Genomic DNA, 23,315 nt, shown 5'->3' with positions numbered 1-23,315 from the left:
CCATGTTCAAGGATCTGGAGAAGGCCCGCCCCGGCACCCGCCGGGATCTCCCCGCCGTGCTCGCGGCCCTGCCCTGGAATGCGCAGGGGCTGCTCCCCGCCATTGCCCAGCAGCACGACTCCGGCGAGGTGCTGATGATGGCGTGGATGAATCGCGAGGCGCTGGAGGAGACCTTGCGCACCGGGCGGGTGTGCTATTACTCCCGCTCCCGGCGCAGCCTCTGGCGCAAGGGGGAGAGCTCGGGTCAGGTGCAGCGACTGGTGGAGCTACGCCTGGACTGCGACGGCGACACCCTGTTGCTGCGGGTGGACCAGACCGGCCCGGCCTGCCACACCGGCCGCCGCAGCTGTTTCTACAACCGGCTCGACGGGGACGGCCTGGAGGTCATCGCGGCGCCGGAGATCGACCCGGAGACCCTTTACCACCGCTGAGTGGGTCCGACGGTGAGCGGGCCCCTTGGCCATTTCAGCGATCGGACGGCTTTGCGGGCGCAACGTTATCACATAACATTATCAACCTATCGTCCGATGGCCCACTACCCTCAGGCAGGAGCACCATGCTGCAGACCTCGGCACTGACCTACCGCTACCGCAATGGCAAGCCCATCCGGTTCCCCGACTGGACCGCCGGCCCCGGTGAGCAATGGTGGCTGTCGGGCCCTTCGGGCAGCGGCAAGACCACGCTGCTGCACCTGCTGGCCGGCCTGCTGCGGCCGGCGACCGGGGAGGTGCGGGTGGGGGAGCAGGCCCTGACCACCTTGGCGCCGGCCCAGCTCGACCGTTTCCGCGGCCGCCATATCGGCATGGTCTTCCAGCGGCTGCATCTGCTGCCGGCCCTGACCGTAACCGCCAACCTGGAACTGGCCCGCTACCTGGCCGGACTCCCCAGGGACGGGGTGCGGGTCCACTCGACGCTGGAACGCCTGGACATCGCCGATCTGGCCCACCGGCGTGCTCATGAGCTGAGCCAGGGCCAGGCCCAGCGGGTGGCCATCGCCCGCGCGGTGGTCAATCAGCCGCGCATCCTGCTCGCCGACGAGCCCACCGCCAGCCTGGACGAGGCCAACGCCGAGCGGGTGGCGCGGCTGCTGTGCGACGAGGCGGAGGCCTGCGCGGCCACCCTCGTGGTCGCCAGCCACGACCGCCGCCTGGGCCGCTGGCTGCCCCAGCGGCTGGATCTCGCCGAAGGGAGGGTGGCCGCATGAACGCCCTGCGCCTCACTCTCAACTGGTTGCGCTTCCGTCCCCTCCCCGCGCTGCTCAATCTGCTGTTGATGGCGCTGGGCACCGGCACCATTGCCCTGCTACTGCTATACGGCCATCAACTGGAGCGCCAGTTCACCCGCGATGCCCAGGGTATCGACCTGGTGGTGGGCGCCAGTGGCAGCCCCATGCAGCTGATCCTGTCCAGCGTTTATCACCTGGACATCCCCACCGGCAACATCCCTGAACGAACCGCCCGCGAGCTGGCGGACCACCGGCTGGTGAGCGAGGTCATCCCCCTGGCCCTGGGTGACAACTACCGCGGCCACCGCATCGTGGGCACGGACGCGGGCTACGTGGATCTCTACCGGGGGGAACTCGCCGAGGGGCGCCTTTGGGAGCAGGCCATGGAGGCCACCCTCGGATCCGCGGTGGCAGCCCGCCATGGGCTCGCCATCGGCGATGAGATCGTCGGCGCCCACGGCCTGGGTGGCGGCCATGGCCATGTCCACGACTACGCCCCCTACACCGTCGTCGGCATACTGGCCCCCACCGGCACGGTCATGGACCGGCTGGTCCTGACCTCGGTGCAGAGCGTCTGGGACGTCCATGACGACGACCACGATCACGACCACGATCACGACCACGATCACGACCACGATCACGACCACGATCACGACCATGAGCACGACCATGAGCACGACCACAGCGACCACCCTGAGGCCGGCCATGGCCATGACCATGAGGCCGACCGGGCTCACACCCACGAGCCGGCCCCGGATCACGACCACGGGCATCCGGCCGGGCAAGGGCATGACCACCGGGAGCCGGGCGCCGGCCACGACGATGTGGCCACCGCAGACCAGGAACTGACCGCCCTGCTGGTCCGCTACCGCTCACCGCTGGCTGCCATGCAACTGCCCCGCGCCATCAACGCCGAGGCCGGCCTGCAGGCCGCCTCTCCGGCCTACGAGAGCGCGCGCCTCATGAGTATGATGGGTGTCGGCCTGGACACCCTGAAGGCCTTCGGCGGGGTGCTGCTGCTGGCCGCCGGCCTGGGCGTCTTCATTGGCCTCTACAACGCCCTGCGGGAACGGCGGCACGACATCGCGATCATTCGCAGTCTCGGCGCCTCGCCCCGACTGGTGAGTGGCCTGGTGCTCCTGGAAGGCCAGCTTCTGGCCCTCACAGGCACCCTATTGGGCCTTGCCGGCGGCCACCTGTCGGCCGAGTTGATCGGCCGCTGGATCGGCCGCGACCGGCCGCTGGAGCTGACCGGCCTGACCTGGGTGCCGAGCGAGGGCTGGCTACTGCTGATCGCCGCCGGCATCGGCCTGGTCGCCGCCCTGCTGCCGGCCTGGCAGGCCTATCGAACCGACATCGCCCTGACGTTGTCTGAGCGGTAGCCGTCGGCGCCGGACCGGCCGCTCGGGCACCCGGCGCGGCGAGATGGCATACTCCGAGGGCTCAGGCCGCACGACGAGGGGGAACCCGATGCCACGAACCATGGCCGGCAAGGTCCTTGCGGTTGCGCTGATGGCCGTCCTCGCACTGGTGGGCTGCGCGGATGACAGCCGGGACGGCGCCGGCAAGCCGCGGATCAGCGCCTACCTGGACGGCAACCTGGAACTCGGCGAGGTGGAGGCCCTGAGCCTGGACGCCGGCGATCAGGTCCACCTGGCCTTCCGCTTTACCGATGCCGATGGCGCGCCGGTCGCGGGCGAGCGGCTGGCCGTGCTCTCCCGCGCGGGCAATCTCATCACCCACCCCGCCCCGCGTACCGACGCCGACGGCTTTGCCCGCACCCGGCTGCTAGCCCAACGCGGCGGGCAGGACACCCTGGAGATCTCCGGTCCCGGGGAGGCCCGGGGAGAGTTGCGGTTGCGTGTGGGCGGCGAGGAGGCGGACCAACACGGCGACCACCAGGTGGGTGAGGGTGAGCTGCCGGAGCGCGACGATGTGCTCAGTTGGCGCCGGCTCGGCGCCCTGAAGACCTGGGAGGAGGAGGACCTGCTGGCCGCCGAGTTCCCCGACGACATCCTGGCCCTGGAGGGCCAGACCGTCCGGGTCCAGGGCTTCATGATGCCGCTGGAACAGGGCGACCGGCAGCGCCACTTCCTGCTCAGCGCCAGCACCCCGAGCTGCTTCTACTGCGCCCCGGGCGGACCGGAGAGCGTGGTGGAGGTCAAGACAGACCGTGGGCTGGCCTTCACATTCGATGCCCTCACCCTGGAGGGTGAGCTCGAACTGCTCGACCCGAATGAGATGGGCATGTTCTACCGGCTGAAGGACGCCCGGCCGGCCGACTGAACGAGGCTCGGCGCCGGGCCGGACGCATCAGCCATTGACCCGCCCACCATCACCCCTGAGTGCCTGCCAGACGGAGGTCGCCGCCATCGCCAGGGTGAACAACAGGGTGGCGGTAACGACGATGGCAGGCCCGGTGGGCAGATCCCAATTCCAGGAGCCCCGCAGCCCCCCCGCTACCGCCAGGCAACCCAGCAGGGAGGCCAGTACCGCCATCTGCTCCGGCGTCCGCGCAAACAGGCGGGCGGTCGCCGCCGGGATGATCAGCAGCGACGTAACCAGCAGGATACCGACGATGTTCATGGCAATGGCAATAACCCCCGCCATCAGACCCATGAACAGCAGCTGCATCGGCAGCAGCGGCACGCCCTCGGCCCGAGCCAGTTCCTCGTGCAGGGTCATGGTGAGCAGGGGACGCCAGATCAGCGCCAACACCCCCAGTACCGCCAGCCCACCCAGCCAGATCCACCACAACTCGGTCGGGCCCACCGCCAGGATATCCCCGAACAGGTAGGCCATCAGGTCCACCCGAACGTGCTCCAGGAACGCCAGAGAGACCAGGCCCAGGGACAGGGTGCTGTGCGCCATGATGCCCAGGATGGTGTCGTCAGCCAGCCGCTGGCGGCTGCGCAGCACGACCAACAGCACCGCCAGCGCCCCACAGACCAGCAAGATCCCGAGATTGACATTGAGGCCGATGAGAAAGCCCAGGGCCACCCCCAGCAGGGCGGAGTGGGCCAGGGTGTCGCCGAAATAGGCCATGCGCCGCCAGACCACGAAGCTCCCCAACGGCCCGGCCACCGCCGCCAGTCCGAAACCGGCCAACAGGGCACGAAGGAGGAAATCATCCATGAGTGCAGCCCTCCCCCGGCCCGTGTGCGTGAGGGAAGACCGCTGTCTCCGGCCCCAGGTGCGCGCCGAACAGCGCCCGGTACTCCGGGTGGGCGCGCACCGATTCCGGCGCCCCACGGCACAGGATATGGCCCTCGCTCAGACAGAGCACCTGGTCGGTGGCCGCCATCACCAGGTTGAGGTCGTGGGAGACCACCAACACGCCGCAGCCGTAGCGATCCCGCACATGGCGGATCAAACGGTACAGCTCCCCCTGGCCACGCTGATCCAGACCCGCTGCCGGCTCGTCCAGCGCCAGCAGATGCGGGCGTGAGAGCAGTGCCCGGGCCAGCAGCACCCGCCGCAATTCGCCACCCGACAACCCCTGCATGGGCCGGTCCAGCAACTGCGAGACACCGGCATCGGCCACCGCTTCCGCCCAGTGGCCCCGGCGGCCCCGCGGCGCCAGTTTCATGAACCGGCGCACCGTGATGGGGAGGTTGCGGTCGATGCGAAAGTGCTGCGGCACGTAGCCCACCCGCAGCCCCGTGCGGCGCCCCACCTGCCCCCGGTAATCCCGGATCACGCCGGTCAGCACCTGCACCAGGGTGGATTTTCCGGAGCCATTCGGCCCCACCAGGGTGACCACTTGTCCGCTCTCCACCACCAGATCCACATTGCACAGCACCGGCTGGTCACCCCGGCGCACCGTCAACCCCCGGGCCTCCACCAGGGTGGTGGCGGCGGCCGGCAGCCGCCCTGCGTGGGGCGGATTGTGGATCAGGCCAAACATGCGGGGCACACGCCAGTCAGTTCAATGGTCTGCCGGTCCATCTGGAAGCCCAGGTCGCGCGCCTTGCGCTCAATGAGCCGACTGATATCGTCATCGGACAACTCCGCCACCGCCTGGCACCGCTCACAGATCAGGAACTGACAGGCGTGAGGCCGGTCCGGGGCGCCGCAGCCCAGGTAGGCGTTAAGGGACTCGAGCCGGTGGATCAGCCGCTGCGCGAGCAGGAACTCCAGGGCCCGGTAGACGGTGGGCGGCGCCACACTGGCCCGCTCCTCCCGCAGCCGGGCCAGCAATTCGTAGGCCTTGACCGGCTCATGGCTCGCCCAGATCAGCTCCAGTACCCGGCGCCGCAGGGGCGTGAGTCGTGCCCCGCTCGTCCTACAGACCGCCTCGGCCCGGCGCAGCGCCGCCTGCTGACACCCGGCATGGTCATGGCCGTGGTCGTGGAAATCGGTGACCACCCCCGGCTCGTTCATGGTATGACGTCCCGCTTTGCATCCACAGTGTGCAATGTTATAACATTTTGAACCGATTCACGGAACCCGGGCGCCCCGGCGCCGAGCGGCCCACTCTCCCCATTGGAACCCCGACAAGCCCATGAAAAGCAAACTGTTCGGCCTGCTTGGCTGTGCCCTTCTGGGGCTCACGACAAGCATCGGTGCCCTGGCGCAGCCGCCAAAGGTGGTCGCCAGCCTGTTGCCGCTGCACAGCCTGACGGCGTCGGTCATGGACGGCGTGGCCGAGCCGCAACTGCTGCTCCCCGGTGGCGCCTCGCCACATACCTACAGCCTGCGGCCGTCGGAGGCAGAGCATCTGCGTCACGCCGAGCTGGTCATCTGGGTCGGCCCGGAACTGGAGCGGTTCCTGGAGCGGCCGCTGCGCAACCTGGCCGGTGATGCGGAGAAGATGACGCTGCTGGCGCTGGACGGTATCCCCCTGCACCCGATCCGCGAGGGGGGGCTGTGGGACCCGCACCACCACGACGATCACAGCCACGAACCCCATGGCCACGGCCATAGTGACCACCACCATGACCATGGTCATGGCCAGCCCCACGACCACCACGGGGACTACGACACTCACCTGTGGCTTTCCCCGGCCTTCGCGCGCCAGTTTATCGACACGCTGGCGGAGAGGCTGGCGGTCCTCGACCCGGACAACGGCGCGGCCTATCGCGCCAACGCCGCCGCCACCCTGGAGCGGATCGAGCGGTTGGATGCGTCACTGCATGAACGCCTGGCGTCGCTGGCTGAGCTTCCCTATCTGGTCTTCCACGACGCCTACCAATACTTCGAGGCGCATTACGGCCTCAGTCCGGTGGGTTCGGTGACGGTGAGCCCGGAGCGCCAGCCCAGCGCCCGCCGGCTGTCAGAACTCCGCCAGCGCATCCGTGATACCGGTGCCCGCTGCGTCTTCGCCGAACCACAGTTCCGCCCGAGCCTGGTGACCACCCTGGTGGAAGGCACCGGGGCCGAGGCCGGCGTCCTCGACCCGTTGGGCGCAACCCTGGAACCCGGCCCGGACGCCTGGTTCGAGCTGATGGAGCGCCTGGCCGACGACCTGGCGGCCTGTCTGGCCCGGGCCTGACGCCGCACGCCCGGGCATCGGTCGCCGGGACGACCACTGCGGGTGCCGGGTTCAGGCCCGCGGCTTCTCCGCCACCCGGTTGCGCAGGTAGACCGGCTGGGCCTGCTCCGCCGAAACCCCCTCGCCATCCCGCAACACCTGGCGGGCCCGGGCCAGCGCGTCACGGGCCAACGGCACGGCCTCCGGCAGGGTGCCGGCCAACTCGCCCTGCTGGCGCGCCAGGGCGTCACCGTACGCCCCCCACCCCCGGCCGACACCCCACCAGCCCTCCCCGCGGACCACACAGGGGGTGGCCTCGGGAGCGCAGACCCGGGCCCTGGCAACCGGGTGCATCAGCCCATCCTCACCGATCTCGTAGCCGGCCCAGTAGACCTCGCCCATCCGGGCATCGAGGGCGGCCACCACCCGGGCGGCGCCAACCGCCCGCCAGCCCCCTTGGGCCAGCATCTCGAGGTTCGAGACCGGCGCCACCGGCAGATCGTGGGACAGAGCCAGCCCCTGGACCACCGAGGTCCCGATGCGCAACCCGGTGAACGATCCCGGGCCGCAGCCCCAGGCCAGGCCGTCCAATGCCGCCAGCGAGATGCCCGCCTCGGCCAACAAGGCCTTGACCATGGGCAGCACCCGGGCGGTATGGCCGCGGGGGCTGATGACACTGTCCGCCAATACCGCATCGCCCACGGCCAGCGCCGCCGAGCAGGCCTCCGTGGCCGTATCCAGGGCCAGAATTCGTTGCACCATCACCGCTACCGCCACCTATAGTGATAAGGACGGACAGTATACGCCGGCGCCCTTCGCCATTCATGCCCCCGGGGCGCCCAGCTTGACCTGCTTATAGCGGAATGTTTGAATGAAGGGCTTAAAGGAGCAACGAGGACTCGGTTTGCGAGCCCTACAGAATAAGCCGGCAACCACCGGCGGCCTCAACAATCACACCGATTCATCCCTTGAATGCCCGGCCCGGGCCCGCCCGGAAACCGCCCGTCGGCCCTGGGGCATTCACACACCCGCTCTCTGTCACGCATCCAGCTAGCCAGCGAGGAGAATCCCGTGTCTGATAAGAACGCGGCGGACGGCATTGTAATCCGCACCCCCACCGTTGATGACGGCGGCCCCATGTGGCGCGTGGTGCGCGACTCCGGGGTGCTGGACCTGAACTCCAGCTATCTTTACCTGTTGATGGCCACCGACTTCGCGGACACCAGCGTGGTGGCGGAGATGGACGGCCAGATCGTGGGTTTCGTCATCGGTTATCGCCCGCCTAAGCGCCCCGACTCCATTTTTCTCTGGCAGGTGGGCGTGGATGCGGCGGCCCGGGGCAAGGGCCTGGGCAAGCGGCTGCTCCGCGCCTTCCTGGCCGCCCCCGGTGCCCGCGGCGCGACGCTGCTGGAGACCACGATCTCGCCCTCCAACGAGGCCTCCCGGGCGCTGTTCGCCTCCATCGCGCGCGAGCTGGGCGTGGACAACATCGAAAGCCCGCATTTCACCGAAGAGCACTTCCACCCCGATCAGGGGCACGAGGCGGAGCTGCTCTTCCGGATCGGCCCGCTCGACCCGGACGAGGTCCGGCGGCGCTACGGCGACTGCATCGCCTGAGCCGGCAGCTGCCGGGCACTCGACAACCAAGGTTCATTCATACAGAGGGATCACCATGACTATCGATTATATGCACACGATCGAGGAACACGAGTCCATCGTCCGTTCCTACGTGCGCAGCTTCCCCACCGTGTTCGACACTGCGAAGGGCAGCTACCTCTATAACCTGGACGGTGAGGCCTACCTGGACTTCTTCGCCGGCGCCAGCGTCATGAACTACGGGCACAACCACCCGGAGATCAAAAAGGCGCTGATCGAATACCTCGAGCGCGACGGCGTCACGCACAGCCTGGATATGGCCTCCAAGGCCCGCGCCGAATTCCTGGATACCTTCCACCGCCTGATCCTGGAGCCGCGCGGCATGGACTACCGGGTGCAGTTCCCCGGGCCCACCGGGACCAACGCCGTCGAGACCGCGCTGAAGATCGCGCGCAAGGTCACCGGCCGGGAGGACGTCATCTCCTTTACCAACGCCTTCCATGGCATGACCCTGGGCTCGCTGTCGGTGACGGGTAACGAGTTCAAGCGCAAGGGGGCCGGCATCCCGCTGACCCACGGCCAGACCATGCCCTACTGCGGCTACTTCGGCCCCTGCGTCAACCGCGGCGGGAGCGAGCGCAACTGCGTCGACTACCTGGACCGGATGCTCAAGGATGGGGGTTCGGGCGTGGACCACCCCGCGGCCATCATCATGGAGCCCATCCAGGGCGAGGGCGGCCTCAATGTGGCCTGCGCGGAGTGGATGCGCCAGGTCGAAGCACTGTGCAAGAAGTACGACATGCTACTGATCGTGGACGACATCCAGGCCGGCAACGGTCGCGCGGGGTCCTACTTCAGCTTCGAGGAGTCCGGCATCAAGCCGGACGTCGTCACCGTCTCCAAGTCGCTCAGCGGCTACGGCATGCCCCTGTCCATCACGCTGGTCAAGCCGGAGCACGACATCTGGGAGCCGGGTGAGCACAACGGCACCTTCCGCGGCTTCAACCCCGCCGTGGTCACGGCCAAGCGCGCACTGGAACTGTTCTGGAGCGACGACAGCTTCCAGAAGGAGGTCCTGCGCAAGGGCGAGAAGATGCGCGAGTTCCTGGCCGGCCTGCTGAAAAAGTACCCGCAGGCCCCGGGTCAGGTCCGCGGCCGCGGGATGATGCAGGGCATCGCCTTCGATAACGCCGAGCTGGCCGAGAAGATCAGCGAGCACGCCTTCCAGCGCAAGCTGATCATCGAGACCTCCGGGCCGCGCGACGAGGTGCTCAAGCTGCTGCCGCCGCTGGTCACCTCCGACGAGGACCTGGAGAAGGGCCTGGCGATCATCGAGCAGGCGCTGGTGGCGGCCATGGAGGAGCTGGGCATGAACCGCGACGCCGCCTCCAGCCAGTAGCCGCCGGGTGCTCCCAGGGTGTCACCCATGAGAAAACCGGCGCCGGTGTTGCCACCGGCGCCGGTTTTTTTTGCACCGCTGAACCGCGCCGGAAACGGCCTCAGTCGTCGTCGTCCTCGACCAGACAGTAAGCCCCGTCCTCGTCGTGGACCTCCAACCCGGTCACCGGCGGGTTGAAGACACAGACCAGCCGCATTTCCTCGGTGCCACCCCGCAGGATATGGCGGTCGTGCTTGTCCAGCGCGTAGCAGACGCCATCGTAGAGCTCATGGACCTCGCCAGTCTCCAGGTCCTCGATGGAGCCGTTGCCGGCCACGCAATAGACCGCCTCCAGGTGGTTCTTGTACCACATGCGCAGTTCGTGACCGGGGGGCCAGATGGTCTCATGCAGAGAAAAGCCCATCTTGTCCTTCTTCAGCAGGATCCGGCGGCTGCGCCACCCCTCACCGTGGACCTCGCGCTCGGTACCGATGATATCCTGCAGTTTCACGATCTTCATGTGTTGTGCTCCGCTTTCGTGAGTTGACGCGCTATTGTAACGGACCTTGCAAAACCCACCGCAAGCCGTTCCCGAAAATGGGACTCAGGAATTGCCAGGGAAAGACGACCTCATGCGCCCGATAGCCCCCCTGCTCAGTAGCCTCCTGCTAGCGGCAAGCATAGCCCTTCCCGGCCAGGTGGTCGCGGAGGACACCACGCTGATCCTCGAGTACGAAAACGATCTGTTCGGCGGCGATGACCGCTGGTACACCAATGGCGTGCGCGCCACCTGGATGCGCACGGGCCGCCCGGGGCTCCTCTACGACCTGGTCACCCTGGTGGGCGAACGCAGCCGCCTGGTCGATCCGGGAAAACCGATAAGCTACAGCTTCTCCCTGGGGCAGAACATGTACACCCCCAAGGACATCACCGACCCGGACCCGCCGGAGGACGACCGCCCCTACGCCGGCTGGCTCAACGTCAGCACGGGCCTGGGCCAGTTGCGCAGTGACAGCCTGACCCGGGTGATGGTCACGGTGGGGATGGTTGGCCCGGCCTCGCTGGCGAAACGCACCCAGAAGGAGGTGCACCGGCTCATCGACACCGACATGCCCCGGGGCTGGGACACCCAGTTGCGCAACGAACCCACCCTGATGGTGAGCGCCGAGCGGATCGAGCGCGTCTGGGAGATGCCCCGGGTCGACGGCTGGGGCGCCGACCTCAACGGCCACCTGGGGCTCGCCCTGGGCACCCCCTTCACCCTGGCCGGCACCGGGCTGACCCTGCGCCTCGGTCGGCACATGCCCAATGACTTCTCGCCGCCGCGCATCCAGCCCGCCTTTCCCGGGTCCATGCGGTTCGTCCCCGCGGAACGTTGGGGCTGGTATGTCTTCACTGGCATCGATGGCCAGGGCCGGGCCCGTGATGTCTTCCTGGACGGCAACACTTACCGACGCAGCCGCAGCGTACGCCGCGAGCCCTGGGTGGCCGAGGCCACCGTCGGCCTGGCGGTGGCCAACCGGTGGGCCCGGCTCGCCTATACCCACGCCTACCGCACCCGGGAGTTCAAGGGGCAACCGGAGGACGCCGAGTACGGGTCACTGAGCCTCAGCGTGCGCTGGTAGCGCCGGCGCCCGTCCGGTCAGGGCCGCAGGTCCACCCAAACCGGGTCGTGATCCGAGCTGCGCCAGGGCCCGGGCCGGAAGCGCCGCTCGATACCACGCGCATCGTACTCCAGCAGCCGCGGTTCATCGGCGTTGATGGCCCAGGTGCCGGCGGCCTGCACCCGGTCTGCAAGCCGTGGCGGGGCCAGGGCGTGATCCAGGTAGCCGGACTCGCCGCGAAAGACGTAAGTGTAGCGCCGTTCCGGCGGCAGGTGGCGCGCCAGCAGGTCGCGCTTGCCACCGGCCAGCAGTGCGCGCACCGGGTCCTCACCGCCATAGGCGTTCACGTCGCCGACGATGAGCACGGGGAGGTCGTCCGCGCGATCCTCACGCCAGCGGCCAATGGCCTCGAGCAGGGCTTCCGACTGCGCCTGGCGGCGCAGGTTCCAGCAGCCCTGGCCGCGGTCGATGTCGTCGCTGTCGGGGCAGCCCACCTTGGCCTTGTGGTGGACCACGGCAACGGCAAAGGGCGCGCCCCCCGCCGCCGGCCGGAAAGCCGCCTTGACCGGTGGCCGGTGATGGACGGGCTCCAGGTCACGGAGCGGTCCGCCCACCCGTTCGACCCGGTCAGGGCGGTAGATCAGCGAGACCTTGATCTCGTCGCTGCCGGTGTCCGGTGTGCCGGGCGCCGCCCGGTACCGGTCGGCGCCCAGGTGATCATTCAGCGCCGCAACCAGGTCCTCGAGCGCGGCGCGGTCGTTCTCCATCTCCACCAGGCCGACAATGTCCGCGTCCAGGGCCGCGAGCGCCGGAAGCAGGCGGGCGCGCTGGCGATCCAGGGCCCGCGCACTGTCCGCCCCCCGCTCGCCGAGGGTCAGGAAGTAGTTCTCCACGTTAAAACCGGCCACCCGGATCAGCCCCTCCCCGGCCCGTTCCGGGGGGGCTGGACGCGGGTTCTGGTCGACGAACCGGGGCGTGCGGGTGGGGTGCAGTCGCAGGGCACCGAAGGTGTCGGCCAATATCCCCTCCAGGCCCTCCACCCGGGTCCCGACCCGTCGGGTCCCCCGCTCATCCAGCCAGGGCACCGGCTCCGGCCAGACCGAATGACTACCGTCATCAAGGATCAAACGCAGCCGGCCGGGCGGACGCTCATCGGGGTCGAGAAAGTTGCTGGGCCGGAAGGCACGCCCGTCGGCCGCCAGGTGCAGGCTGCCGTAACGCTGCAGTTCGTGGCTGCCGCTGACGGTCATCGGGGTCTCCACCCGCACCCACAAGCCGGCCCAGCGCCGCTCCGGGCGATGCAGCGGGAAGCGAACGGGCTGCGGTGCCAACTCCGCCGCCTCGCCGCAGTCGTTTAACGCCCGCACGCGCTGAAGCTGGATCTGCCCCTGCCAGCGCCCGGTGCGCGCCCGCAGGGCCAGCTGGCGGCCGGCACGGACCCGCGCCATCTCCTCCGGCGCCAGCCCCGGCGCATAGACAAACACCCCGCTGGGCAGGCCGTCGCCGGGGCCCTCGCCTTGGATGAAGAAGCCGTCGAGGCCCCCGTCGTCCAGAAAGACCCCCGTAACCGCGCCCTTCACGCGGACGGACGTCCCCGGATCGAGGGCCTCGCCCGGTTCGTCCCCGGTGACCTGGTAAATCGGTGTGAAATCGCCGCTGCAGGCACCGGCCGCCGGTGGCAGGTGGCGCACAAGCACCAGTAGCACCAGCAGGGCCGCCGCGGCCCACAACCATCGCCTCGGAATCGAAATCCCTTTGCCTGCCATGGCCCTCCCCCTCCGTCCTTAGCTCCCTCGGTCGACCGCTGCCCCGCACCGGCGGTTACCGGGTGTAGGCGCTCTCCTCCGCCCCCAGCGCCTTGAGCTCCTCCGCCACGGCGTTCACCGGACGGGTGAAGCGCGCCAACAGGTCGTACAGCACCGGGATGACCACCAGCGTCAGCAGGGAGGCAAAGCTCATACCACCGATAATGACCGTACCGATGGCCATCCGGCTTTCAGCGCCGGCGCCGAAAGCCAGCACCAGCGGCAGGGCCCCGAAGATAGTAGAAATGGCGGTCATCAGCACCGGCCGGAAACGCAGGGTGGCGCCCTCCAGGATGGCCTCGCGCACGGTCATCCCCCGATCCCGCATCTGGTTGGCGAACTCGACGATGAGGATCCCGTTCTTCGCCATCAACCCGATCAGCAGGATCATACCGATCTGGCTATAGATATTCAGCGTCAGGCCACCGACGAACAATGCCGCCAGCGCCCCGGTCACCGCCAGCGGCACCGCCACCAGGATGATCAGCGGATGGATGAAGCTCTCGAACTGGGCCGACAGGACCAGGAAGACGATCAACAACGCCAGGGCGAAGGTCAGCACCAGCGCCCCGGAGGTCTCCATGAACTCCTCGGACAGTCCCAGGTAGCTGATCCGGGACTCCGGCGGCAACTCCTCGGCCGCCACCCGATTTAGGTACTCCAGCGCGCTGCCCAGATCGTAGCCGTCCGCCAACGAGGCGGTGAGGGTGACCGCCGGCAGCCGGCCCACCCGGTTGAGGGTGGGCGGCGAGCCCTCCTCGCGCAGGGTGAGCAGGCTGGACAGCGAGATCAGTTCCCCGTTGACCCCCGCCCGCACGAAGATATGGCTGAGGTCATCGGGGCTGGCCCGGGCCTCGTCTCCCGCCTGCAACACCACTTGGTACTCGCGCCCGCGATCGAGATAGGTGGTCACCTCCCGCGAGGCCATCATGGTCTGCAACGTCCCGCCGATCACATCGATGGGGATCTCCAGGTCCGAGGCGCGGGCGCGGTTGACCTGGACCTGAACCTGCGGCCGGGTCTCCTCGTAGTCCATATCCAGATTGACCAGCCGGGGGTTCTCTTCGCGCACGCGCGCCATGACCCGCTCGCCCCACTCGGCCACATCCTCGTAGTCGGGCCCGCCGATCACGAACTGGACCGGTTGCTGGAAGCCGCTCTGCCCCAGCCCCGGCGGGTTGACGGCAAAGGCCCGCACCCCGGGGACGCCCATGATCTGTGGCATCATCTCCGCGACGATGTCCTGCTGCCGGCGGTCGCGATCCCCCCAGGGGGTCAGCCCGACGATGACGAAACCACGGTTGGTGACCCCGCGGAACCCGCCGATGGAGAGGATGCGAAAGGCCTCACCGGTCTCGTCGCGCAGGGGCGCCAGCAGCGCCTCGAGTTCCCGCAGACTCTCATCCAGCGCCTCGCTGGTGGCGCCCTGGGGCCCGGTGGCGGGCACAATGAACACCCCGCGGTCCTCGGTCGGTGTCAGTTCCTGGGGCAGGGCCTGGAACAGGGTGATGGCGGTCCCCGCGAACAGTGCGGCCACCCCCAGCACCACCACCGGCATCTTCAACGAACGCTCCAGGACCCAACGGTAGCCGTTGGTCAGCCCCTGGAACAGTCGATCGGTGGCCTGTTTCAACCGCCCGGGGTTCTCGGTGCCGCTGCGTAACCACTTGGAGCAGAGCATGGGCGCTAGGGTCAACGCCACCAGCGACGAGAAGGCCACGGCCGCGGCCAGCACGAACCCGAACTCCGTGAACAGTCGGCCAACGTTGCCCTCCATAAAGGACAGGGGCACGAAGACGGCGATCAGGGTGACGGTGGTAGCGATAATGGCGAAGGCCACCTGGCGGGCACCCCGATAGGCCGCCAACAGAGGCGGTTCCCCCTCGTCGATCCGACGCTGGATGTTCTCCAGCATGACAATGGCGTCGTCCACCACCAGTCCGATGGCGAGGATCAGCGCCAAAAGCGTCAGGACGTTGACCGAAAAGCCCAGGGGCGCCATCACGGTGAAGGCCCCGATCACCGCCACCGGGATGGTCACCGAGGGGATGAAGGTGGCCCGTAGACTGCGCAGGAAGATGAAGATGGTGAGAATCACCAGACCCACGGCGATAAGCAGGGTGCGCACCACCTCGCGGATGGAATCGCGCACAAAGATGGACTCATCGTAGCCCACCTCCATCGCCATACCCTCGGGCAGCGAGGCGCGGATCGCCTCCATCTCCTCCTGCACGCGGTCGGAGACGGCGATGGTATTGGCCTGGGACTGGCGCAGAATCCCCAGGCCGATGGCGGTCTGGTCGTTCATGCGCACGGTGGTGTCGTCGTCCTCCACGCCCCGCTCCACCTGGGCCACCTCGCCGAGGCGGACCAGGTAGTCGTCGGTGCGCCGAATCACCAGGTTGGCGAACTCCTCCGGCTCCGCCAGCCGGGTCTCCGTACGCACGGTGAGGTCGCGCATCCGGGACTCCACCCGGCCCGCGGGCAGTTCCACGTTATTCGCCCGCAGCGCGCTCTCCACGTCGGCCACGGTAATGCCGCGGGCCGCCATGGCACGGCGGTCCAGCCACACCCGCATGGCGTAGCGCCGCTCACCGCCGATAAAGATATCGGAGACCCCATCGAGGACCGACAGGCGGTCCACCAGGAAGCGCTCCGCGTAATCGCTGACCTCCTCCGGCGTCCAACGCTCGGAGCTGAGGGTGATCCACATCATCGGCCGGGCGTCGGCATCCGCCTTGGCCACCACCGGCTGGTCCGCCTCATTGGGCAGGTCGTCCAACGTCCGGTTGATGGCGTCACGGACGTCATTGGCGGCGTTGTCCACATCACGGCTGGTGCGGAACTCGATGGTGGTCTGGCCGCGGCCATCACGGCTCTCGGAGGTGATCGTGCGGATACCGTCGACACCGCTGACCGCCGACTCGATCACCTCGGTGATCTCGGTGTCAATGACCTGGGGGGCGGCACCGGTATAGGTGGTGGTGACCGACACCACGGGCGGGTCGATGTCCGGGTATTCCCGGATCGGTAGCTGGCTGAGCGAGGCCACCCCCAGCACCACGATGACCAGACTGATCACCGTGGCCAGTACCGGGCGTTTGACGGAGATATCGGAAAGGACCATAACGGCTCAGCCCTCGGCGCCGTCGGCCGCGGCGACGACCTCCTCGCCCTCGGTCGCCTCGGGCGGGTTCAGGACACGCACTTCAGCGCCGTCGCGCAGCCGCTGCAGCCCTGACCGAACCACGTAGTCACCCTCCGCCAGGCCGTCGGTAACCTGGACCCGGCCGCCCCGCCGGATGCCCGTCTCCACCGCCTGGCGCCGGACCAGGTCAGGCTCGTCGCCCTCTCCACGCTGGAGGACAAAGACGTACTTGCCCCGCCCTTCCAGCAGCAGGGCCTCCTCGGGCACCAGCAGGGCGTCCGGCTCCCGCTCCAGCACCAGGTCGACGTTCATGAACATGCCGGGACGCAGCCGATTGTCCCGGTTGTCCAACTCCGCCTGCAGGCGCAAGGTCCGGGTCACCGGATCCACCCGGCTGTCCAATCGCCGGACCTCACCCTCGAAGGCCCCGCCGTAACCGTCGCTGTAGGCCAGCACGGGCATCCCCACCTGCAGCGTCGGCAGGAAACGCTCCGGTACTGAGAAGTCCAGCCGCAGGCGCTCCAGGTCGTCCAGGGTGGTGATCACCGTGTCGGTGGTGACGTAGGCCCCCACGCTGACCCCGCGCAGTCCGGTCACACCGTCAAAGGGTGCCCGAATCTGACGGTCACGCAGCTCGGCACGGGCGACCTGCACCTGGGCCCCGGCCACCTTCATGGCCGCCTCCCGTTGATCCAGCTCCGCCTGGGAGATGTGGTTGGTGGCCAGCAACCGCTCGGCGCGCGCGTACTGGGCCCGGGCGTCGTCATAGGTGGCCAGCGCCTCCGCCAGCCGCGCCTGGTGGCGGGCATCATCCAGGCTGATCAGCACATCGCCCTCACCGACGCGATCCCCCTCGGCAAAATGGATCGTGGCGATGCGACCGGAGACCTCCGGGGTCACCGTCACTGACTCCAGCGCCCGGGTGGACCCCACCGACTCCACGGTGCGTAGCACCTCATCGCGCTCCACCGGGGCAATCTGAACCGGCGCGGCCATCGAGGGCCGCTGGTCGCCCTCCCCGTCCGCCGCGGAGAGCATCAGCGCGTACCAACCGGCGCCGCCGACGAGCATAAGGAAGAACAGAATGATGAGCTGGAGACCGATACGCATCAGGGCCTTGCCTCACGGGGTTACAGCAGCCGGCCTGCACCAGGCTCAGGCCGGGCAACCACCGGCCCAAACCGAAGGTCCCCCGCAGGAGCGGGGGACCGGGGTGGGGGTGGGTCAGGTGGGTCAGTCGGATTCGACCGACGCCAGCATGGCGTCATATTCATCCTGGAAGAAGAATTTATCTTCACCGAACGCCGGTTGCAACTGATCCAGCCAGGTGGCGTTGGGATCGAACTTGGCAAAGAAGGGCCGCTGGACCCAGTCCGGGTTGCGCCCCTGGATGAAGCGCAGCACGAATACCTTCTCGCCCTGGACCTCGGTAATGCCCTGCACCTCCACCTTGCCCGGGCCGGCGCTCATCGACGGGCCTCGCGCGGTGCGTCCCAGCCCGGAGACCTGCTTCATGGCGTCGCGGTAGATCTCCCAGGCCCGCGCCAGGGGCACCTCGAAGTAGTGCCGGGCCCCGGTGTCGCGCTCCACGAACATGTAATAGGGGATGATGCCGAGCCGCACCTGCTTGCGCCAAAGCTCCGCCCAGGCCTCACTGCTGTCATTGATGTGCGCGAGCAGCGGCCCCTGGGCACGGATCTCCACGCCGGTGTCGCGGATACGCCGGATGGCCTCCTCCGCAATCGGCGTCTTGAGCTCCTGCGGGTGGTTGTAGTGGGCCATCAGCGCCACGTGCCGGCCACTGTTGACCAGCCGCTCGAACAGCCGCAGCAGATCGTCGGCATCTTTGTCAGTGACGAAGCGGTAAGGCCAGAAGGTCAGCGCCTTGGTGCCCAGCCGCACCGTCTGCACATGCTCCAGGTCGGCCGCCAGCAGGGGGTCGAGATACTCCTCGAGCTTCCGGGTCTTCATGACCATGGGGTCGCCGCCGGTGAGGAGCAGGTCGCTGACCTCCCGGTGGTCGCGCAGATAGGCGTGCAGCCGCTCCGCCTCGTTGGAGGCGAACTGCAGGTCTTTATCGCCGACAAACTGCGCCCAACGGAAACAGAAGGTGCAGTAGGAGTGGCAGACCTGGCCCTGGCTGGGGAAGAACAGCACAGTCTCGTTGTACTTGTGCTGCATGCCCTCCAGCTTCTCGCCGTCGTGCTGGGGGACATTCAGCTTCATCTGGCCCGCGGGGTGGGGATTGAGTTCGTTGCGGATCTCCCAGGCCACCCGGTTGATCTCCTCACGCGACGCGTCCCGCCGCAGCACATCGGCCATGCGGTCGAACAGCGCCGGAGCCAACATGCCCCGCTGGGGGATGGTCAGCTGGTAGATGGGGTCATCCGGCGCCTTCTCCCAGTCAATAAGTTCGTTGATGACGTACTCATTCACCCGGAAGGGCAGCACATTGGCCACCACCCGCATGGCGAAGCGCTCGTCCTCTGGCATCCGGTCCAGCCCCGGAATCTTGTCCATGTTGCGGGCCGTAAAGACCTGGAATCGACGCGCTTCGAAGGTTCCATCCCGATCGACGGGACGCAGCGGAAGCATTTGGCTCATAATCTTCCTCCCACATATCGCGGGCTCCGGCGAAGGCCCGGCCCTGCCCGCCTACAGCCGGACATGCACTGGACCTACCAGAAACCCGGAACGGCACCCGGAACAGGTGTCGAACTTGGCGCCCGGGGCCCTCGGCCCCCGCAACGCCCGCAAAGAGATGGCCCTGGGATCAACGGCTTGGCAGCCACCACCCGGACATATACGACCTCACTTGGAATCGGCCGCGCAGACGAATAACGCAGGGTAGGCATATGACTGTCCGCAGGCAAGTGTCTGACGACTCATTTTGTGACGCGCTTCTCTTATGACTACAGTTTCTCCATGCGTTTTCCATACCATGGCGAGTAATAGCGCAGGTCACCCGGCGCATGGGCGATTACACCCGATATCAGTATGACCAACAGAAACAGCGCAAGATCCGCGCCCTCCAGCCATGCAATGAGCAACAACAGCAGCACCTTGGCCATGATCGCCAGGCCGCGCACCTGGATCAGCCAGATCCCGTTGTTCCAGATGTGGATAGCCGCCATCAACACCCCGGACACCATGGTCAGCCAGAAATAGGGCAACCAGGCCGCCTGCGGCGCCTCATAGAGGTAGGCGCCGCCGAGTCCGGCCGTCCCCATCAGGTGCAGAGAGCGCAGCCCGATGTTGACCCAACGCTGAGCGGGCAGGCGCCGGCTTTCCGCGGGGAAAAGGGTGCGGAACACCCTCATGCCTGGCCCAGATGGCGATGCACACTCGCCACCTTGTCCTGCAGGGACTGGTCCCGATCGGTGCGGGTGCCCACTTTGAGGGTGGTAAAGACCCGCGGGGCGCCCATGTCGTGCACCACCTCATGGCAACGGCGGACGGCGGCGAAGACCGCGTCCCACTCGCCTTCGATATTGGTGCCGTAGGGATGGAGTTCGTGGCTCAGTCCGGCGTCCTCCAGGACCCGCTCACAGGCGGCAATATACCCGCCCAGAGAGACCCCGGCCCCGAGGGGAATCACGCACAAATCCACCGTCACTTTCATCATCTGCCTCCCGCCGTTTGACCGGCCGCTCACCGGCGGCAGCCACCCTACGTTTCGCCCGCGGGGCGTCGGGCCGGTGTGCTGATCTGCCGCCTCGGTGCAGGGTTACACGCCCCGCCGCTTAGTCTAGGCTGGGGGCAGTGCTCCGCACAAAATACGTCGGTCCGCGGGAACACCAAAGTCGCCCGCGGGCTCTAAAGAATCATAAGAAGGCACTGGCTGGCCCGAACCATAACCGCAAACGGCGGCGGACGGGCAAGGAGGTAGCACCGTGACCAAAGCAGCGATCAAACAATTCCTGGCCGATCAGGATTTCTTCTCCGATTTCGACAATGCCGTACTGGACCTGCTGGCCGAACATGCCAGCGAGATCTCCCTGGACAAGGACGAGGTGCTGTTCAGCAACGGCGATCCGGCCCGTCACTTTTATTTGCTCAAGGATGGCAACATTGTGATCGAGGTCCCTGCCATTGAAGGGCCGACACTGGAGGTACAAAGCCTGACGGCAGGCCAAGTGCTGGGCTGGTCCTGGCTGATCCCACCCTACCGATGGACCTTCCAGGCACGCGCCGAGGCACCGACCCGGCTGGTGGAGTTCGAGGGCGAGGTCATCCGCCAGCACTGCGAGAAGGACCCGAGGCTGGGCTACGCCATCCTCAAACACTTCGCCAGTCTGATGTCGGAGCGCCTGGATGCGGCGCGGCGCAAGATGATGGACGAGTGGAATCCGCCGGGCTTCGCCTGACGCCCCCCACCCACCGGACGCCCCCGCAGCGCGGGGGTCATGCCGATGGCCGGTCGCCGGCGCCCCATCAGGGCCGGACCTGGCCTCGGCCCTGTTCCAGACGGCTCTGAAGCATCTGCAGGGCGTTGCGCAACCCCTCCTCAAGCACCGGATGGTAGTAAGGCTTGTCGATCATCTCGGCAACGGTCAGGCCCTGTTCCCGGCACCAGGCCAATAGATGGGCCATGTGCTCCGCCCGGGGTGTGAAGATCTCCGCCCCCAAGAACCGGCCGTCCGAGTAGCGGCCGTAGACCCGCATCAGACCATGGTCCTCGCCCATCACCCTGGCCCGAGCCTGGGCGCTGAAATCCAGTTCACCCACCGCATAGGTGCCCTCTTCCAGCTCCGCACGGGCATCGCCGACCATCGCGATCTGCGGATCGGTGAAGACGATGCTCAGCGGGCAGTGCCGATGTCCCGGCGCCACCTCCGGGAAGCGGGCCGCGTTCCGCCCGGCAATGACGCCCTCATCGGCCGCCTCGTGGAGCAGAGGCAGATGGTTGTTGGCGTCACCGGCGATGAACACGCTGCTGTCGCCGCACTGCAGGGTATAGCGGTCGAAGACCGGCAGCCCCTGGTCATCGAGCGCCAGCCCGGCATTGCCGATATCCAACCGGTCCACGTTCGGACGCCGGCCGGTGGCGGCCAACAGGTACTCAAAGTGCTCCTCCCGGAGCTCATCCTCCCCGTCCCGGAAGCGGACCACCACCTGGTCGCCCTCCCGGGCCACCGACTCCACACGGGAGTCCGCATCCAGCGGGAACTCGGACTGAAAGTGACGCTCCGCCATGGCCTTCACGTCGGGGTCCGTCAACGGCCCGACAAAACCACCGATGCCGAACATCCGGACCCGCACCCCTAGCCGCTGCAGCGCCTGCCCCAGCTCCAGTCCGATCACACCGGGACCGAAGACCACCACCGACTCGGGCAGGTCCATCCAGTCGAAGATGTCGTCATTCACCACCAACCGGTCACCCAGCCCCTCGAACATCGGCAGCACCTGCGGCCGTGAGCCGGTGGCAATGACCACACTGCCGGCGCGCACCCGCAAATCATCCCCCACCCGCAGGGTGTTCCGGTCCTCGAACCGGGCGTGCCCGTGAAGCCGGTCCGCCTCCGGGATCTTCTGCGTCACGGCCGTGGCCTTGCCGACGAACCGGTCGCGCTCGGTGCGAACCCGCTCCATCACCGCCCGACCGTCCACCTCGGGTTCCGCCACCCGGATCCCGAACTTTGCAGCACCGCGCGCATGATGCGCCGATTCGGCGGCCGCGATCAGGAGCTTACTAGGCATGCACCCCACCCTTGCGCAGGTGGTGCCGTAGTCACCGCCCTCAATCAGCACCACCCGTTTGGCGTATTGGGCGGCACTGCGATAAGCCCGCAAACCGGCGGAGCCGGCGCCAATCACCGCTACATCGACCTCAATCTCTCGCATGTTCCCTCCTAGGGGTCAGGCCACGTCTGTTCCGGTCACGGCCGGGGCCGCGTCGTGTTGGTTCGATATTATAGAATTTTTTTGAATGTTGTCACCCCCCCCCCCTCTCATCCCCTGGTCGCCGGCCGCTCAGCCTCACCCCTGGATAGTGCGTCACTGCCTTACCAAATTCATAATCGATCTAACAAGGCTGGTTACAAAAACTTTTATCTATAAATAAACTAACCATTACACTTGGTAATGCTCGGACGACGACCATGAAGATCCTGACAAGCCTATTCGCCGCCGCCCTCTTGGCCCTGGCCCCCCACGCCGGGGCGGGCGATCCGGAGGCGCGGCCGCTGGCGGAACCCGAATGGCTCCAGGGGCAACTGGAGCGCGATGACCTGGTGGTCCTGGATGTCCGCAACGCCCTGGACGGCGGTGGCCATGACACCTACCTGGAGGGCCATATCCCGGGCGCCATCCACAGCGACTACCTGAAGGCGGGCTGGCGCACGGAGCGCCAGGGCGTCCCCGCGCAGCTCCCGGACGTGGCATCGCTCGAGCGGCTGATCCGCGAGCTGGGCATCAGTAACGACGACCATGTGGTGATCACCGCTGCGGGTACTGATGGCCTGGACTTCGGCAGCGCCGCCCGGATCTACTGGACCTTCAAGGTCCTGGGCCACGACCGGGTCAGCATCCTCAACGGCGGCTTCCGCGCTTGGCAGGAGGCCGGGCTGCCGGTGGCCACCGGCGGTCATGAACGCCCGCGCAGCGACTTCGCAGCGGATTTCCGACCGGAGATGGTTGGCACCACCGAAAGACTACTGGAGTGGCGCGAGCGCGGCGCCCAGCTGGTGGACAACCGGCCGCAGGCGCACTACCTGGGCCGCGGCGGGCATCCGGCGGCCCGGGCGCACGGCACCATCCCCGGGGCCAAGAATGTGGAAGAGGCCCGCCTGATCGTCGATGAGTCCGGTCGCGCAGTGGACAGCCAACGGCTGCAGCAACTGCTGGCCGAGGCGGGCGTTGATCCGCAGCGCGAGATCGTCACCTTCTGCAACACCGGGCACTGGGCCTCCGTGGGTTGGTTCGCGCTTAGCGAGATCGCCGGTCACGACGACGTGCTGATGTACGACGGCTCCATGGTGGAGTGGAGCGCCGACGCCGAGCGCCCGCTGCAGGTGGAGCGCCAGGGGCTGGCCCGACTGATTGAGCGCTTCTTCAACTAAAACTAGGGCGCTCCCGACAGACCGT

General features: G+C 67.6%; 22 protein-coding genes. 10 read left to right on the top strand and 12 right to left on the bottom strand.

What is annotated here, in order from left to right; genetic code table 11:
• Window positions 1–2: 2 nt before the first annotated feature.
• From hisI to MLG_RS14780, 4 genes are all read left to right on the top strand, one after another.
• Window positions 3–431, top strand: a complete 429-nt coding sequence (gene hisI, locus MLG_RS06125) for a phosphoribosyl-AMP cyclohydrolase (protein ID WP_011628945.1) — start codon at window positions 3–5, stop codon at window positions 429–431.
• Window positions 432–556: 125 nt separating this feature from the next.
• Entirely contained in the window at window positions 557–1,204 is a 648-nt protein-coding gene (locus tag MLG_RS06120) for an ABC transporter ATP-binding protein (protein ID WP_011628944.1), read from the top strand.
• On the top strand, window positions 1,201–2,607 hold the full coding sequence (locus MLG_RS15855; protein WP_011628943.1) for an ABC transporter permease: 1,407 nt from the start codon (window positions 1,201–1,203) through the stop codon (window positions 2,605–2,607). Before MLG_RS06120 ends, MLG_RS15855 begins: the two co-directional genes overlap by 4 nt.
• 88 nt (window positions 2,608–2,695) lie before the next feature.
• On the top strand, window positions 2,696–3,511 hold the full coding sequence (locus tag MLG_RS14780; RefSeq protein WP_011628942.1) for a DUF3299 domain-containing protein: 816 nt from the start codon (window positions 2,696–2,698) through the stop codon (window positions 3,509–3,511).
• A 27-nt stretch (window positions 3,512–3,538) separates the two neighbouring features.
• On the opposite strand, the gene MLG_RS06105 is transcribed toward MLG_RS14780, so the two are convergent.
• Genes MLG_RS06105 through MLG_RS06095 form a run of 3 tightly spaced genes read right to left on the bottom strand, consistent with a single transcriptional unit; the run spans window position 3,539 to window position 5,608 of the window.
• Window positions 3,539–4,360, bottom strand: coding sequence for a metal ABC transporter permease (locus MLG_RS06105; protein ID WP_011628941.1), 822 nt, complete (start codon window positions 4,358–4,360; stop codon window positions 3,539–3,541).
• Window positions 4,353–5,132, bottom strand: coding sequence for an ATP-binding cassette domain-containing protein (locus MLG_RS06100; RefSeq protein WP_011628940.1), 780 nt, complete (start codon window positions 5,130–5,132; stop codon window positions 4,353–4,355). The genes MLG_RS06105 and MLG_RS06100 overlap by 8 nt, the downstream gene beginning before the upstream one ends.
• A complete protein-coding gene (locus MLG_RS06095; RefSeq protein ID WP_011628939.1) occupies window positions 5,120–5,608 on the bottom strand; it encodes a Fur family transcriptional regulator in 489 nt (162 codons plus the stop codon). The genes MLG_RS06100 and MLG_RS06095 overlap by 13 nt, the downstream gene beginning before the upstream one ends.
• 121 nt (window positions 5,609–5,729) lie before the next feature.
• Here MLG_RS06095 and znuA point away from each other — a divergent pair, with 121 nt between their 5' ends.
• Window positions 5,730–6,719 (top strand): zinc ABC transporter substrate-binding protein ZnuA, encoded by a 990-nt coding sequence (gene znuA / locus MLG_RS06090; protein WP_011628938.1) that lies wholly within the window; start codon window positions 5,730–5,732, stop codon window positions 6,717–6,719.
• 51 nt (window positions 6,720–6,770) lie between these two features.
• Here the strand turns inward: znuA and tsaB are convergent, their stop codons facing one another.
• Complete coding sequence (tsaB, locus tag MLG_RS06085; RefSeq protein ID WP_011628937.1) at window positions 6,771–7,460, bottom strand: tRNA (adenosine(37)-N6)-threonylcarbamoyltransferase complex dimerization subunit type 1 TsaB; 690 nt, start codon at window positions 7,458–7,460, stop codon at window positions 6,771–6,773.
• A gap of 309 nt (window positions 7,461–7,769) precedes the next feature.
• Here tsaB and ectA point away from each other — a divergent pair, with 309 nt between their 5' ends.
• Together ectA and ectB are read left to right on the top strand one after the other, a co-directional pair.
• The gene (ectA, locus tag MLG_RS06080; protein ID WP_041717939.1) at window positions 7,770–8,315 is read left to right on the top strand and encodes a diaminobutyrate acetyltransferase; all 546 of its coding nucleotides are present in this window, start codon (window positions 7,770–7,772) and stop codon (window positions 8,313–8,315) included.
• A 55-nt stretch (window positions 8,316–8,370) separates the two neighbouring features.
• Window positions 8,371–9,693 carry a diaminobutyrate--2-oxoglutarate transaminase gene (gene ectB / locus MLG_RS06075; RefSeq protein WP_011628935.1) on the top strand — a complete coding sequence of 441 codons (1,323 nt, stop codon included), beginning with the start codon at window positions 8,371–8,373 and terminating at the stop codon, window positions 9,691–9,693.
• Between the two features lie 100 nt (window positions 9,694–9,793).
• Here the strand turns inward: ectB and MLG_RS06070 are convergent, their stop codons facing one another.
• Entirely contained in the window at window positions 9,794–10,192 is a 399-nt protein-coding gene (locus tag MLG_RS06070) for an ectoine synthase (RefSeq protein ID WP_011628934.1), read from the bottom strand.
• Between the two features lie 112 nt (window positions 10,193–10,304).
• On the opposite strand from MLG_RS06070, the gene MLG_RS06065 reads away from it, so the two are divergent.
• A complete protein-coding gene (locus MLG_RS06065; RefSeq protein WP_011628933.1) occupies window positions 10,305–11,297 on the top strand; it encodes a lipid A deacylase LpxR family protein in 993 nt (330 codons plus the stop codon).
• 17 nt (window positions 11,298–11,314) lie between these two features.
• Here MLG_RS06065 and MLG_RS06060 read toward each other — a convergent pair whose 3' ends face one another.
• The 6 genes from MLG_RS06060 to MLG_RS06035 all read right to left on the bottom strand — a co-directional run bounded on the left by MLG_RS06060 (window position 11,315) and on the right by MLG_RS06035 (window position 19,851).
• Window positions 11,315–13,042: an ExeM/NucH family extracellular endonuclease gene (locus tag MLG_RS06060; protein WP_011628932.1), complete on the bottom strand. Its 1,728-nt coding sequence runs from the start codon at window positions 13,040–13,042 to the stop codon at window positions 11,315–11,317.
• Window positions 13,043–13,097: 55 nt separating this feature from the next.
• A complete protein-coding gene (locus MLG_RS06055; RefSeq protein ID WP_011628931.1) occupies window positions 13,098–16,208 on the bottom strand; it encodes an efflux RND transporter permease subunit in 3,111 nt (1,036 codons plus the stop codon).
• Between the two features lie 6 nt (window positions 16,209–16,214).
• Window positions 16,215–17,339 (bottom strand): efflux RND transporter periplasmic adaptor subunit, encoded by a 1,125-nt coding sequence (locus tag MLG_RS06050; protein WP_011628930.1) that lies wholly within the window; start codon window positions 17,337–17,339, stop codon window positions 16,215–16,217.
• Between the two features lie 123 nt (window positions 17,340–17,462).
• Window positions 17,463–18,833, bottom strand: coding sequence for a KamA family radical SAM protein (locus tag MLG_RS06045; protein WP_011628929.1), 1,371 nt, complete (start codon window positions 18,831–18,833; stop codon window positions 17,463–17,465).
• A gap of 308 nt (window positions 18,834–19,141) precedes the next feature.
• Window positions 19,142–19,549 (bottom strand): hypothetical protein, encoded by a 408-nt coding sequence (locus tag MLG_RS06040; protein ID WP_011628928.1) that lies wholly within the window; start codon window positions 19,547–19,549, stop codon window positions 19,142–19,144.
• Entirely contained in the window at window positions 19,546–19,851 is a 306-nt protein-coding gene (locus MLG_RS06035; RefSeq protein ID WP_011628927.1) for an MTH1187 family thiamine-binding protein, read from the bottom strand. The genes MLG_RS06040 and MLG_RS06035 overlap by 4 nt, the downstream gene beginning before the upstream one ends.
• 271 nt (window positions 19,852–20,122) lie before the next feature.
• On the opposite strand from MLG_RS06035, the gene MLG_RS06030 reads away from it, so the two are divergent.
• Window positions 20,123–20,596: a Crp/Fnr family transcriptional regulator gene (locus MLG_RS06030; RefSeq protein WP_011628926.1), complete on the top strand. Its 474-nt coding sequence runs from the start codon at window positions 20,123–20,125 to the stop codon at window positions 20,594–20,596.
• Between the two features lie 67 nt (window positions 20,597–20,663).
• Here the strand turns inward: MLG_RS06030 and MLG_RS06025 are convergent, their stop codons facing one another.
• The gene (locus tag MLG_RS06025; RefSeq protein ID WP_011628925.1) at window positions 20,664–22,073 is read right to left on the bottom strand and encodes a dihydrolipoyl dehydrogenase; all 1,410 of its coding nucleotides are present in this window, start codon (window positions 22,071–22,073) and stop codon (window positions 20,664–20,666) included.
• A gap of 257 nt (window positions 22,074–22,330) precedes the next feature.
• Here MLG_RS06025 and MLG_RS06020 point away from each other — a divergent pair, with 257 nt between their 5' ends.
• Window positions 22,331–23,290 carry a sulfurtransferase gene (locus tag MLG_RS06020; RefSeq protein ID WP_011628924.1) on the top strand — a complete coding sequence of 320 codons (960 nt, stop codon included), beginning with the start codon at window positions 22,331–22,333 and terminating at the stop codon, window positions 23,288–23,290.
• Window positions 23,291–23,315 lie beyond the last annotated feature (25 nt).

The organism is Alkalilimnicola ehrlichii MLHE-1, from assembly GCF_000014785.1.
Classification (GTDB): domain Bacteria; phylum Pseudomonadota; class Gammaproteobacteria; order Nitrococcales; family Halorhodospiraceae; genus Alkalilimnicola; species Alkalilimnicola ehrlichii.
Note: the sequence above shows the minus strand (reverse complement) of the source record. Positions and strands in the feature narration are given on the sequence as shown.